The sequence below is a fragment of the Mitsuaria sp. CC2 genome (assembly GCF_048957715.1).
Taxonomy (GTDB): Bacteria; Pseudomonadota; Gammaproteobacteria; order Burkholderiales; family Burkholderiaceae_C; genus Roseateles.
Genome location: NZ_JARVXN010000023.1, coordinates 22,314 through 35,383, shown reverse-complemented (window position 1 = coordinate 35,383; position 13,070 = coordinate 22,314). Strand labels below are relative to the sequence as shown.

General features: G+C 69.9%; 12 protein-coding genes. 6 read left to right on the top strand and 6 right to left on the bottom strand.

The window, feature by feature from the left end:
- Nucleotides 1–17: 17 nt before the first annotated feature.
- Entirely contained in the window at nucleotides 18–587 is a 570-nt protein-coding gene (locus PV762_RS16270; RefSeq protein WP_421036047.1) for a GNAT family N-acetyltransferase, read from the bottom strand.
- A gap of 259 nt (nucleotides 588–846) precedes the next feature.
- Between PV762_RS16270 and PV762_RS16265 the strand changes: the two genes are divergently transcribed.
- Both PV762_RS16265 and nadB read left to right on the top strand, forming a co-directional pair.
- Entirely contained in the window at nucleotides 847–1,908 is a 1,062-nt protein-coding gene (locus PV762_RS16265) for a GlxA family transcriptional regulator (RefSeq protein ID WP_421036046.1), read from the top strand.
- Between the two features lie 24 nt (nucleotides 1,909–1,932).
- Nucleotides 1,933–3,546 (top strand): L-aspartate oxidase, encoded by a 1,614-nt coding sequence (gene nadB / locus PV762_RS16260; protein ID WP_421036045.1) that lies wholly within the window; start codon nucleotides 1,933–1,935, stop codon nucleotides 3,544–3,546.
- Nucleotides 3,547–3,664: 118 nt separating this feature from the next.
- On the opposite strand, the gene PV762_RS16255 is transcribed toward nadB, so the two are convergent.
- The 3 genes from PV762_RS16255 to PV762_RS16245 all read right to left on the bottom strand — a co-directional run bounded on the left by PV762_RS16255 (nucleotide 3,665) and on the right by PV762_RS16245 (nucleotide 6,151).
- Nucleotides 3,665–3,952, bottom strand: a complete 288-nt coding sequence (locus PV762_RS16255; RefSeq protein ID WP_067269232.1) for a late competence development ComFB family protein — start codon at nucleotides 3,950–3,952, stop codon at nucleotides 3,665–3,667.
- A 162-nt stretch (nucleotides 3,953–4,114) separates the two neighbouring features.
- Nucleotides 4,115–5,227, bottom strand: coding sequence for a quinolinate synthase NadA (nadA, locus tag PV762_RS16250; RefSeq protein ID WP_421036044.1), 1,113 nt, complete (start codon nucleotides 5,225–5,227; stop codon nucleotides 4,115–4,117).
- Nucleotides 5,228–5,239: 12 nt separating this feature from the next.
- Complete coding sequence (locus PV762_RS16245; protein ID WP_421036043.1) at nucleotides 5,240–6,151, bottom strand: AraC family transcriptional regulator; 912 nt, start codon at nucleotides 6,149–6,151, stop codon at nucleotides 5,240–5,242.
- A gap of 69 nt (nucleotides 6,152–6,220) precedes the next feature.
- Between PV762_RS16245 and PV762_RS16240 the strand changes: the two genes are divergently transcribed.
- From PV762_RS16240 to rraA, 4 genes are all read left to right on the top strand, one after another.
- A complete protein-coding gene (locus PV762_RS16240) occupies nucleotides 6,221–7,486 on the top strand; it encodes an MFS transporter (protein WP_421036042.1) in 1,266 nt (421 codons plus the stop codon).
- A 358-nt stretch (nucleotides 7,487–7,844) separates the two neighbouring features.
- The gene (locus PV762_RS16235; protein WP_421036041.1) at nucleotides 7,845–9,569 is read left to right on the top strand and encodes a thiamine pyrophosphate-binding protein; all 1,725 of its coding nucleotides are present in this window, start codon (nucleotides 7,845–7,847) and stop codon (nucleotides 9,567–9,569) included.
- Between the two features lie 14 nt (nucleotides 9,570–9,583).
- On the top strand, nucleotides 9,584–9,814 hold the full coding sequence (locus tag PV762_RS16230) for an RNA-binding S4 domain-containing protein (protein ID WP_421036040.1): 231 nt from the start codon (nucleotides 9,584–9,586) through the stop codon (nucleotides 9,812–9,814).
- Between the two features lie 4 nt (nucleotides 9,815–9,818).
- The gene (gene rraA / locus PV762_RS16225; RefSeq protein ID WP_421036039.1) at nucleotides 9,819–10,355 is read left to right on the top strand and encodes a ribonuclease E activity regulator RraA; all 537 of its coding nucleotides are present in this window, start codon (nucleotides 9,819–9,821) and stop codon (nucleotides 10,353–10,355) included.
- Nucleotides 10,356–10,389: 34 nt separating this feature from the next.
- Here the strand turns inward: rraA and PV762_RS16220 are convergent, their stop codons facing one another.
- Both PV762_RS16220 and PV762_RS16215 read right to left on the bottom strand, forming a co-directional pair.
- On the bottom strand, nucleotides 10,390–11,136 hold the full coding sequence (locus tag PV762_RS16220) for a hypothetical protein (protein WP_421036038.1): 747 nt from the start codon (nucleotides 11,134–11,136) through the stop codon (nucleotides 10,390–10,392).
- A gap of 51 nt (nucleotides 11,137–11,187) precedes the next feature.
- Complete coding sequence (locus tag PV762_RS16215; RefSeq protein WP_421036037.1) at nucleotides 11,188–13,041, bottom strand: putative bifunctional diguanylate cyclase/phosphodiesterase; 1,854 nt, start codon at nucleotides 13,039–13,041, stop codon at nucleotides 11,188–11,190.
- Between the last annotated feature and the right edge of the window lie 29 nt (nucleotides 13,042–13,070).

The window sequence follows — 13,070 nt, the reverse complement described above, 5'->3', positions numbered from 1 at the left end:
GGAAGGTCCTCTCGGAGTCAATGAGCGATGGGGGCGTCGACGCGCCGACGCAGCGATCTCACCGCCTGCGCCATGAAATGACCGCGGTGGACCGCGCCGCCGACGCGGGCGTAGTCCTCCAGCACGCCGTAGGTCTCGAAGCCGAAGAGTTCCCACAGGCGATGGGCGCGGGTGTGCTCGCGCACGTCGAGCACCAGCTGCTCGACGGCCAGCCGTTCGGCGAGCCGCACGATCTCCCGGAAGGCGAGCTGCACCAGGTGCAGACCGCGGAAGTCGGGGTGCACGACGCCTTTGGCCAGCTCGGCCCGATGGCGGCAGTTCGCCATCCCGTTGAGGTGCAGCAGCACCATGAAGGCCGGGCGGCCGTCGACGCGGCCCAGCAGCAGGTGGGTGCGGCCGGAGGCGATGCCGTCGCGCAGGCCAGCAATAAACTGGACTTGCTGATGGGGGGTCAGGACATGCTCGTATCCCAGCGTGCCGCCGTCGGCGACGGTGCTGTTCAGAAGAATGATCACATCCGCGGCCACGCGATCATCGATCTGATCGGGCCAGTGGTGGCTGGCGGCGCCTGCATGCGGTGACCTCATGGTCCTCCTCCCCGGTCATCTGTTGTTCAGCTCAGATTAACCAGGGCCTCGGGTGCTGCACAGCAACAAACGCGCTCAGAAGGACAAGAAATCGGACATCATCGGGGAGTGGAAATCCCGAGGAACCGCTCCCGTGCCGCTGCCGGCGAGGAAGCACCTGCGATGACGCGCCTGCGATGACGCGCCCGCGGTGACACGCCTGCGGTGACACGCCTGCGATGAAGCCATGCGATGACGCCACCCCGATGAAGACCGTGCGATGAAGAACGTGTATTTCCTGATGGTCCCCTCGACCCACCTGCTGGACCTGGCGGGTCCGCTGCAGGTCATCCATTCCGTCGGCGAGGTGGGGGCCGGATCGGTCGACCTGAGCTGCATCGGACCGGAGGTGTCGGTCGGCGCCTTCCAGCCTTTGACGTTGACCGATATCCGCCCGCTGCCGCGCACGTTGCCGCCGGAGGCGGTGCTGTTCGTCATCGGAGCCAAGCTGACGCCGGCGCTGGTGCGCTCGTCGGCATGGCGGAAGTCGGTCGACTGGCTGGCCCGGCTGGGCCGCGAGCGGCCCGACGGGCTGCGGATCTGCGGCGTCTGCTCCGGTACCTTTCTGCTGGCCGAGGCGGGACTGCTCGACGGCCGCCTGTGCACCACGCATCACCGCTTCATCGCGCGGCTGCGCGCGGCCAGCCCCACGGCGACGGTGCTGGAGAACCGCGTGTTCGTCGAGGACGGCGACCTGTTGACCTCCGCCGGGGTGACCTCCGGCATCGACCTGGCGCTGCACCTGGTGTCGCAGGCCTTCGGCGAGGACGTGGCGATCCAGGTCGCGCGGGAGAACGTGGTGAACTTCCGCCGCTTCGGCGCCGATCCCGAGCTGTCCGCCGCGACGCGCCATCGCGCCCACGGCAACCAGCGCATCCACGCGATCCAGGATGCGATCGCCGCGCGCCTGCACGCCGGCGTCACGATCGGGGAACTGGCCGCCCAGGCCGGCCTGAGCGAGCGCCACCTGGCCCGGTTGTTCCTCGCCGAGACGGGGGTGAGCATCAAGCAGTACCAGATCGCGCTGCGCATGGACCTGGCGCGGCGGTTGATGACCAGTTCGCGGCTGTCGCTCGAGAACATCGCCGCCTCCTGCGGCTACAGCAGCGTGCAGGCCTTCCGCGCCAACTGGAACAAGCACGAGCGCCTGCCACCGTCGCTGCTGCGACGGGACGATCTCGCGTCGCGTCGCGAAGACGGGGGCGGCGTCTCGGGGGCCTCCGCGCGGACGAAACCGGCTGTTCCCGTTCGGTCCTTAGAATCCCGGCTTCCCAAGCGATGACGCCCCGATGACCGGGCGATGACGATGACAGCAGCTGTTCGGACCGACGCCGCGCTGGCGCCGGTGGTGATCGTGGGTGCCGGCCTGGCCGGATTGACCGTGGCGCTTCACCTCGCCGACCGCGTACCGGTGATCGTGCTGGCCAAGCGCGAGCTCAACGAGGCCGCCACCGCCTGGGCGCAGGGCGGGATCGTCGGCGTGCTCGGTTCGGACGACAGCATCGAGAGCCACGTCCGCGACACGCAGGAAGCCGGTGCCGGCCTCGTCGACGAGGGCACGGCCCGCTACATCGCCGAACGCAGCGCCGACGCGGTCGGCTGGCTGGTGGCGCAGGGCGTGCCGTTCACGCTCGACGAGCAGGGGCCGCTCGGGCTGCACCTGACCCGCGAGGGCGGGCATGCGGTGCGCCGCATCGCCCACGCCGCCGACGCGACCGGCAAGGCGATCCACGACGCGTTGCTGGCGAAGGCGCAGGCCCATCCCAACATCCAGCTGCGTCAGCGCTGGATGGCGCTGGACCTGATCACCTCGCGCCACGTGCAGCGCGAGGAACCGTCTCGCTGCTACGGCATCTACGCGCTGGACATGGACGCGCAGCGCGTCGACGCGATCGCGGCGCGCGCCGTGGTGATGGCCACCGGCGGCGCCGGCAAGGTCTACCGCTACACGACCAATCCGGACACCTCCACCGGCGACGGCATCGCCATGGCCTGGCGCGCGGGCTGCCGCATCGCCAACATGGAGTTCATCCAGTTCCATCCGACCTGCCTCTACCACCCGCAGGAACGCAGCTTCCTGATCACGGAGGCGCTGCGCGGGGAGGGCGGTCATCTGAAGCTGCCGGACGGCACGCGTTTCATGGCGGCGCACGACGAGCGGCTCGAACTCGCGCCGCGCGACGTGGTCGCCCGTGCGATCGACTTCGAGATGAAGAAACACGGCCTCGACCACGTGTGGCTGGACGCCACGCACCTCGGCGAAGCGTTCCTGAAGGAACACTTCCCGACGGTCCACGCGCGTTGCCTCGCGCTGGGCATCGACATCGCACGACAGCCGATCCCGGTCGTGCCGGCGGTGCACTTCACCTGCGGCGGCGTGGTGTCGGACCTGCAGGGCCGCGCCGATCTGCCGGGGCTGTACGCCGTCGGCGAGACCGCCCACACCGGGCTGCACGGCGCCAACCGGCTGGCGAGCAATTCGCTGCTGGAATGCGTGGTGCTGGGGCGCGGCTGCGCCTCCGACATCCTGTCTCAGGACGTGCTCCCGCCCGCGCCGCTGCCAGCCTGGGACGAAAGCCAGGTCGAGGACGCGGACGAGCAGGTCGTCATCGCCCACAACTGGGACGAGCTGCGCTCGCTGATGTGGAACTACGTCGGCATCGTGCGGACGACCAAGCGACTGGAACGCGCGCTGCATCGCATCGACCTGCTGCGCGCGGAGATCGACGACTACTACGCCAATTTCCGCGTCAGCCGCGACTTGCTGGAATTGCGCAACCTGGTCGATTGCGCGGAACTGATCGTGAGATCAGCGCTGCTGCGGCATGAAAGCCGCGGGCTGCACTACAGCCGCGACTATCCGCGCACGCTGCCGGCAAGCCTGCCGACCGTGCTGGTGCGCAACGGGAATACGCGCTGACTGCCAAGAAGCCTGCCACCCTCAAGCGCGGGCTCTCCACGGGGCATGGGGCCTCGCGTCCGCGAACCCCAAGCCCCATTCCGGCCCCAGTGAGGCCAGTGGACTGCGCTTTCTTCGGTTAACGCTGCTTGGTGCGAAGGACGCTGCGCGCCTGCACGAAGTTGTAGGCGTAGCTGACGGCTTCCTTGATCGCAGCGTCGACGTCCAGACGCTCCTGCTCGGTCAGGTAGAACGAGTAGTCGACGGCATGGCGGATGTAGCGCGGCGGGAGGCGGTTCAGCGCCACGCAGGCCACGTCGGCCAGCAGCTCGGCCTCGCGGTGAATCTCGGGGAACTGCGGCGCGGTCTCCATCACCGCGGCAAACACTTCGCGTTCGTGATGGTTGTAGAGCGAGGTGAAGTCCATGTGCACGTCCTGCCGTGGGCAACTGATGGCCACAGCATAGGCCGACGCTCACGCAATTGAAAAGCCCCGCGGACACTCGTTCGCGCGGGGCCTCCTTCCGGCTCCCTCTCCCGCACCGCGGGAGAGGGCGGGAGGTGAGGGCCAGCGGCCGTCGAAGGACGGTCAGGCCGCCCCGATGCCCCGCACCATGGCGCCAGCTTCCGCCGCCTTCTTCGCCTTCAGCTTCGCGGTGAAGTCCAGCATGCGGTCGATGCACGACTTCGCTTCGACCCGGATCGCCTCGTCGACGAGGATCTCGCCGGTGCCGCGTTCCAGGCAGTCGACCAGCCCCTGCAGGCCGTTCATCGCCATCCACGGGCAGTGCGCGCAGCTCTTGCAGGTCGCGCTGTTGCCCGCCGTCGGCGCCTCGATCAGCACCTTGCCGGGCGCCATCTGACGCATCGCATGCAGGATGCCGTTGTCCGTGGCGACGACATACTCACGTGCCGTGCCCTCGACCACGGCCTTGATCAGCGCGGAGGTCGATCCCACAACGTCCGCCTGCGCGACCACCGAGGCCGGCGACTCCGGGTGCACGAGGATCATCGCGTCCGGATGCTGCTCGCGCAGCAGCTCGAGCTCCAGGCCCTTGAACTCGTCGTGGACGATGCAGGCACCGTTCCACATCAGCATGTCGGCGCCGGTCTGCTCCTGGATGTAGCGGCCCAGGTGGCGGTCGGGCGCCCACAGGATCTTCTCGCCGCGGGCCTTGAGCTCGCTGACGATCTCCAGCGCGCAGGAGCTGGTGACCATCCAGTCCGCCCGCGCCTTCACCGCGGCGCTCGTGTTGGCGTAGACGACGACGGTGCGGTCCGGATGCGCGTCGCAGAACGCGGCGAAGTCGTCGGCCGGACAGCCCAGGTCCAGCGAGCAGGTCGCGTCCAGGTCGGGCATCAGCACGCGTTTTTCGGGGCTGAGGATCTTGGCGCTTTCGCCCATGAACTTCACGCCGGCGACGACCAGCGTCTGCGCCGCGTGATCGCGGCCGAAGCGCGCCATCTCCAGCGAGTCCGACACGATGCCGCCGCTTTCCTGCGCGAGGTCCTGCAGGTCGCCGTCGACGTAGTAATGGGCGACGAGCACCGCCCCCTTGGCCTTGAGGAGTTCGGCGGCACGCGCCTTGAGTTGCGAGCGCTGGCTGGGCGTCAACGGTGCCGGCACCTTGGCCCACGCATGGGCGGTGCAGGTGGCGCCGTCCGCATCCTGGCGGGCGAAGTCGTAGAGAACCTGTTCCATAGGGTCGGAATTCTAGGTCTGGCCGAAAAACCGGCTCGGCGGCATGCCGACCGTCCGCGTGACCATCGCGGTGAAGGCGCTCGCGCTGGCATAGCCGAGCTCGGCGGCGATGACCTGCATCGGCTTGCGATGCGCGGCCAGGCGGAGCGCCTCGGCCAGCAGCGCCTGCTGGCGCCATTGCGCGTAGCTGCTGCCCAGTTCCTGGCGGAACAGGCGCGACACGGTGCGCGCGCTCGCGCCGACCTCGGCCGCCCAGTCGTCCAGGCTGGCATGGCGCATCGGCTCGGCCAGCACGGCCTCGCAGAGGCGGCGCAGGCGCTTGTCGGTGGGCAGCGCGACGCCGAGCTGCAGGCTGGGCGCGCGGCGGATCTCGTCGAGGATGAGCTTGCCGATCCAGCCTTCGCGGTCGGCCACGGCCACGGGCTCGGCGACGGGTATCGCCATCGTCTCTGCGGGCTCGACCTCGTCCCGTGCGAGCTGCACCGCCAGTTCCCGCAGCAGCGGAGAGACCTCGAGGACGCGGTTCTCCGCCCAGATCTCGCCCTCGTCGGGCGGATCCCGCAGGTAGAGCGTGCGCAGTTCGCAGCGCTCGACGGCGGTCACGGCGTGGACGACGCCGGCAGGGATCCACACGCCGCGCGAGGGCGGCACCAGGAAGGTCGCCCGGTCGGTGCTGACTCGGACCACGCCGGTCACGGAGAAGACGAACTGACCCCAGGTGTGGAGATGGGCCTGGATGTCCATGAAGCCGTCCAGGCTGCGCGACTTGGCGCGCACCGGCCGGGCGGCGCTGGGCGCGTAGCGGCGCGGATCGAGCGGCGGCAGGCTGGCGCGCCGCGTGAGCGTCGGCGTCGGATGCGGTGTCGGAGGGGGCTTGGCGGGCGGGCTCGGCGTGGGGGTCGGCCTAGGCGTCGAAGGGCTCATGGCGGAAACTCGACAGAACTTGTCTGCCTATCGTAATTCCGACGTGAAGGCCCTGTCACCATCCCGTCCATGAACACCGCCACCACCACCGCCGACGCGGCCGGCCTGTCGACGAGCCCCGGACAGAGCGCCGCCCAGAGCAGGACACGAGACATCCAGACCATCAGCCTGATCGGTCTGGCGCACGGCACCTCGCATTTCTTCCACATGCTGCTGCCGCCGCTGTTCCCGGTGTTCATGCGGGAGTTCGGGCTGAGCTATTCGGAGCTCGGCCTGCTGGTGACGATCTTCTTCGTGATCTCGGGGGTGGGTCAGGCGCTGTCGGGCTTCCTGGTCGACAAGACGGGCGCGCGGCCGGTGCTGTTCGCGGCGCTCAGCTGCTTCGTGCTGGCCTCGTTGGCGGCGGGCACGGCGCAGGGCTTCGCCGGGCTGGCACTGGCCGCCGCGCTGGCGGGACTGGGCAACTCGCCCTTCCATCCGGTGGACTTCACCATCCTGAACAAGCGCGTGTCGCAGCAGCGGCTGGGCCATGCTTTCTCGGTGCACGGCATCACCGGCAACCTGGGCTGGGCCGCGGCGCCGGTGCTGCTGATCTGGATGCACCAGGCGACCGGCAATTGGCGCCTGGGCTACGTGGCGACGGCGGTCTGGGCGCTGTTCGTGATCGCGCTGCTGGTCTTCAAGCGCGACGCGATCGACGACACGCAGGGATCCTGGGGCCATGAAAAGGCCGGCGCGGCCAAGGCGCCGGTCGACGAGCATCCGATGGCATTCCTGAAGCTGCCCTCGGTGTGGCTGTGCTTTTCGTTCTTCTTCTTCACGACCTCGGCGCTGAGCGCGATCCAGAGCTTCGCGTCGCCGGCGCTGTCGGCGATGTACGGCGTGAGCCTGGCGAGCACCGCCTTCGTCGTGACCGGCTACATGCTGGCGGGCGCGGCGGGGATGATCGTGGGCGGCTTCCTGGTGGCGAAGTCACAGAACCTGGAGCGCAACATCGCCGGCGCGATGTTCGTCGCCGCGGCGCTGCTGGCGCTGACGGGCACCGGCTGGCTGCCGGCGACGGTGGCGCTGGTCGCCGCCGCGACGGCGGGCTTCGGCACCGGCCTGGCCGGACCGTCGCGCGACATGCTGATCAAGCGCGCCGCGCCGCCCGGAGCGACCGGCCGCGTGTACGGCACGGTGTACTCGGGACTGGATACCGGCTTCGCGGTGGCGGCGCCGATCTTCGGCGCGCTGATGGACCGTCATTGGAACAACGCCGTCTTCTTCGGCGCGTCCTTCGCGCTGCTGCTGGGCATCGGAGCGGCGAGCCTGGTGCGGCAGGGGAAGCGCTGACACCCTTCAGGGGGAAGTCATTCGAGGTGCCGGATGACTGGAATCTGTGGTCGTCCGCGGTCTACGCGGTCTGGCACGGCGTCGCGGGCGTCATGCCCGCGCTGTTCTCAGTCCCGACGGTACGCCTGATCGCTATCCTGCGGACCGCGTCACCGAAGACTGAACCACTGCCGGACAGCGTCCATTCGGCAGCCGCCAGCAAGTTCGCCGCGGCGCTCGAGCGTGTGCTCGAACCAAGGAAGTAGCCCGGGCAACACTTGACCCCCAGCCGCTCCTGCAGCGCAAGTCGCATCCGCGCCGCAACAGGGGACATCCGGCCCGCTTGCAATGGCGGGGCCGCTCGCTACAGTCGTCCGTCATGGATCACCACCGCACCGTGAGCCGCCCCGCCGGGCACGTCCTCGTCGAGGCCCTGATCGAGCAGGGCATCAGCGAGGTCTTCGGAGTGCCGGGGGAAAGCTACCTTGCCGTCCTCGACGGCTTCCATGAACACCGCGAGCGCATCCGCTTCATCGGCTGCCGACAGGAAGGCGGCGCCGCCTTCATGGCCGATGCCCAGGGCAAGCTGACCGGCCGCCCCGGCGTGTGCTTCGTCACCCGCGGCCCCGGCGCCACCAACGCCAGCATCGGCCTGCACACCGCCTTCCAGGACTCGACGCCGATGATCCTGTTCATCGGGCAGGTGGCGTCCGACCAGCGCGATCGCGAAGCCTTCCAGGAAGTCGATTACCGCCAGATGTTCGGCCCCGGCACGCTGGGCATGGCCAAGTGGGTCGGCGAGGTGCACGACCCGCATCGCCTGCCCGAATACGTCGCGCGCGCCTTCCACACCGCGATGCAGGGGCGGCCCGGCCCGGTGGTGCTGGTGCTGCCGGAGGACATGCTGACGCAACCCACCGACGCGCCGGTGCTGCCGCGCGCCAGGCCTGCGGTCGCGTGGCCGGCGCCGGCGGACCTCGTGGAGTTGCAGGCGCGGCTCGAAGGCGCGCAGCGGCCCTTCGTCATCGCCGGCGGCGGCGGCTGGACCGCCGAGGCCTGCGCCGCGCTGCAGGACTTCGCCCATGCCTGGCAGGTGCCGGTCGGCTGCGCCTTCCGTTTCCAGGATCTCTACGACAACCGCGACCCGCTGTACGCCGGCGACGTCGGCATCGGCATCAATCCCGCGCTCGCGAAGCGCATCGGCGAAGCGGACCTCATCATCGCGATCGGTCCGCGCCTGGGCGAGATGACCACCGGCGGCTACACGCTGCTGAAGGCGCCCCGGCCCGCGCAGCAGCTGGTGCATATCCACGCCGGGTCCGAGGAACTGGGTCGCGTCTATGCCGCGGACCAGATGATCCAGGCCAGCATGAGCGGCGCCGCGCTGGCGCTTCAGCAGTTGCGCCCGCCGGCGGACCAGGAGGAACTGCCCTGGCGGCAGTGGGCGCACGACGCGCATGCCGACTACCAGCGCAACCAGCAGGCGCTGCCGGTCGGTCCCATGGATCTGGCCGAGGTCATGCACCTGCTGGACCGCCTGCTGCCCGCCGAGACCATCTTCACCAACGGCGCCGGCAACTACAGCGGCTGGCTGCACCGCTTCCATCGCTACACCGCGCTGCATCAGGGCGGTCGGACCCAGCTCGCGCCCACCAGCGGGGCGATGGGTTATGGCTTTCCGGCGGCCGTCGCGGCGGCGCTGCTGCAGCGCGAGCGCTGGGTCGTCAACATCGCCGGCGACGGCGATTTCCTGATGACCGGTCAGGAGATGTCCACCGCGATGGCGCACGGCGCGCGCCGGCTGATCTGCCTGGTCGTCGACAACGGCAGCTACGGCACCATCCGCATGCACCAGGAGCGCGAATACCCCGGCCGGGTCAGCGGCAGCGACCTGCACAACCCGGATTTCGCCGCGCTGGCGCGGGCCTACGGCTGGCTGGCCTTCACCGCGGCCCGCACCGAGGAGGTCGAGCCCGCGCTGCGTCAGGCGCTCTCATCGCAGGTGCCGACGCTGATCCACCTAAAGCTCCCGGTGGAGATCTCCACATCGCGCGCGACGCTCAGCAGCATCCGTGAAGCGGCGCTCAAGCGCCGCGCCGGCTGACGGAGAATCGAGGCATGTCTGAACCCATCCCTTTCGCCCTGCGCGGCGAATACATCGAACTCGACAAGCTGCTCAAGGCCACCTCGCTGGCGAGCAGCGGCGGCGAGGCCCGGCACTTCATTTCCGAGGGCCAGGTGCGCGTCGACGGCCAGGTCGATCTGCGCAAGACGGCCAAGATCCGCGCCGGCCAGGTGGTGGAGTTCAATGGCGAACGCATCGAGATCCTGAACGATCCGGAGGAATGAGCCGATGACCAGCCCCAGCGCCTCGACCCGCGCCGCGATCCGTTTCTCGACCTGCGACCTCTGCGATTCGCTGAAGGCCGACACCAGCGGCGACACGCGCTGGCTGCCGGGCAGCCGGTATAGAAGCTACGGCGGCCATGCGCGCTTCGCCGGCCCGGTGGCGACGGTGCGATGCCTGGACGACAACTCGCAGGTCAAGGCGGCCGTCGAGAGCTTCGGCGGCGGGCGGGTGCTCGTTGTCGACGGCGGCGGCTCGCTGCGGCGCTCGCTGGTCGGCGGCAACCTGGCCGTCAGCGCGGCAAAGAACGGCTGGGCCGGCGTGCTGGTCCATGGCGCGGTGCGGGATCTGGAGGAACTGCGAGCGGCCGCCGTCGGGATCTTCGCGCTGGGCCATGTGCCGATGCCGACCGAGCGCCGGGACCAGGGCCTCGCGGACCTGCCCGTCCAGATCGACGGCGTCTGGATACGCCCGGGCGACTGGCTCTACGCCGACGAGGACGGCCTCGTCGTCACGCCCAAGGCTGTGCACGCGGCCGGTTGAGGGCGTCGTCGGGACGGGAGCCCCGGCGTCCGGTTCACCCCGGACGGGACTGGCGCAGAGGCAAGGGCGGCCGTCGGTGGAAGAGGTGTTCGACGGAATGCCAGAGTCGCTGCATCCGGCCTGGGCGGGACATGGCCCGGCGCCCCCAGGCATCGTGCGCCTGACTCGCATCGTCGGCGTCGACGGCCTCCCCCTTGTCGTGTTGCGGCCGGGGGGCCGGGGAGACCGGACGGGAGTCGCAAGCGACGGTCGCCGCCCCGTGGACGCGTCGGTGAGGGCAGCTCGGCCGCGTGCCCTGCGCCGCCTGCGCCGCCTGCGCGACCAAGGCGTCGATGGCGAGTTCCGGCAAATGGCATGCAACCCGCTTGACGTATTCCGCCCCCACACAACGCGACAGGCTGGCCGGGTCGCTGATGACCGTCGCCAGGCGCTGGCCGAGCAGGGGGCGGATCGGGCTCGCGCCTTGAGGCGACCAGAAGAACACCCCCTCCAGTTCAGGCAATCCTGTCAGCACCTTGTGAATGGCCGCGACCGAACAGTGCGCCGGGAGAGCCACGAAGCGGGCGTCACGGCAGTCGCTCAGCTCGACGAGCAGGAGCTCGTCCAGGGCCTCCGGGGCGAAGCCTCGCAGATCGGCCCGTTGGTCCTTGGATGCCCGCAACGCTTGGGCAAGGGCCTGGGCCTCGGGACTGGGCGCATCGAACCGGGAGGACGGCGCGGAAGGCGCCGCATCGACGGTGATCGTCGCGATCTGCGATGACGGGATCGGGAACGGAGACATGGACATTCCTGGGGGGAGAAGGCGCGTCAGTCGCCGCCGACGCCGGAGCGTTCATCCGGTGCTTGCCCCGGCCCGTGCCGCGATCCAGCCCGCCAGCGCCCCGGCCGCCATCGGCCGCCCGAACAGCCAGCCCTGCGCCGCGTCGCAGCCCATCGCCACGAGGATGTCGCGCTGCCCTTCGGTTTCCACGCCTTCGGCGACCACGGCCAGGCCGAGCGAACGCCCGATGCCGATCACCGCGCTCGACAACGCGCGATCGTCGGCATCCTGTTCCAGGTCGCGCACGAAGCTCTTGTCGAGCTTGAGCTCGGTCACCGGCAGGCGCTTCAGGTAGCTCAGGCTGGAGTACCCGGTGCCGAAGTCGTCCACCGACACCCCCACGCCCATCTCGTGCAACTGCTGCAGTTGCTCGCGCGGGCGGCTGGTGTCGTCCAGCATCAGGCGTTCGGTGACTTCGAGCGTCAGGTCGCTCGCCGCGAGCTGGTGCCTGGCGAGCAGCGCCCGCGTGTGCGCGGCGACGTCGTCCTGATGGAAACGCTGCGGCGACACGTTGACCGAGATCCCCGGCACCGCGATCCCGTCGGCCCGCCAGCCCGCCAGCTGCGCACAGGCCTGCGTCAGCACCCAGGCGTCCAGCGCATTGATCAGGCCGCTTTCCTCGGCGACCGGGATGAACCGGTCCGGCCGCACCCAGCCGCGTTCGGCGTCGTGCCAGCGCAGCAGCGCCTCCACGCCCACCAGCGCGCGGTCCGCCAGCCTCACTTTGGGCTGGAAGTGCAGTTGCAGCAGCTGGTTCGACAGCGCGTGGCGCAAGGCTGCTTCGATCTCGAGCCGCTCGTCCAGCGCCTGGTTCATGGCGTGCAGGAAGAATCGGGCGCAGTCGCGGCCGGCGCGCTTGGCCTCGTACATCGCGATGTCGGCGTTCTTCAGCAGCTGGTCGAGATCGGCCCCGTCCCGCGGATGCGCGCAGACGCCGATGCTGGCCGTCATCTGCACCCGGGCGTGGCTGCCGTCCAGCGGGAGCGGCGCCTCGAGCGCGGTGCGCAGTTTGCCGGCGACATGCATCGCGTCCTCCGCGGAGCAGCCCGGCAGCAGCACGACGAACTCGTCGCCGCCCAGGCGCGCGAGCGTGTCGCCGTCGCGCAGCGAGCCGAGCAGGCGTGCGGAAATGTGCTTCAGCACCTGGTCGCCGACCGCGTGTCCGAGCGAGTCGTTGACGGTCTTGAAACGGTCGATGTCGAGCAGCAGCAATGCCGTCGGCGCCTCGGTGCGCGCGGCCTGCATCAGCGTCTGCCGGGCGCGGTCGGCCAGCAGCGTGCGGTTGGGCAGGCCGGTGACGCCGTCGAAGTAGGCCAGGCGTTCGATCTCGCGCTGGTGGCGGTCGTGCATGAAGGCGATCTGGCACAGCTGCGTGCAGGCCTGCACCATGCGGCGGTGGAAGGGCGCGGCGGCGCGCGGTTCGCGGTAGTAGAGCGCGAAGGTCGCGACGACCCCGTCGCCGCCGAGCAGGATGGGCGTCGACCAGCAAGCCTGCAGGCCGTGGGACAGCGCCAGTTCGCGGAAATCGGCCCACAGCGGATCGGAGGCGATGTCGGTCACCTCGACCGGCTGGCGGCGCCAGGCGGCGGTGCCGCAGGAACCGGCCTTCGGGCCGATCTGGAAGCCCTCCAGCGCGCCGCTGAACGAGGCCGGCAGGCTGGGCGCGGCCAGCGGATGCACGCGGCCGTCCTTGTCCACCGTCAGCACGGAGCAGATCACCTCCGGCGCGAGCGCCTCGACGGCGCGGCACAGCAGGTCCATGACCGCCGCCAGCGGGCGACCGAGCGCGACGGCTTCCAGCACGTCGCGCTGCAGGTGGTCGATGTCGGCCTGCTCGTCCGATCTGGTCGCGTGCTGTTCTCGCATCGCTGCTCCCTGTACGCCGTAAGCATCGC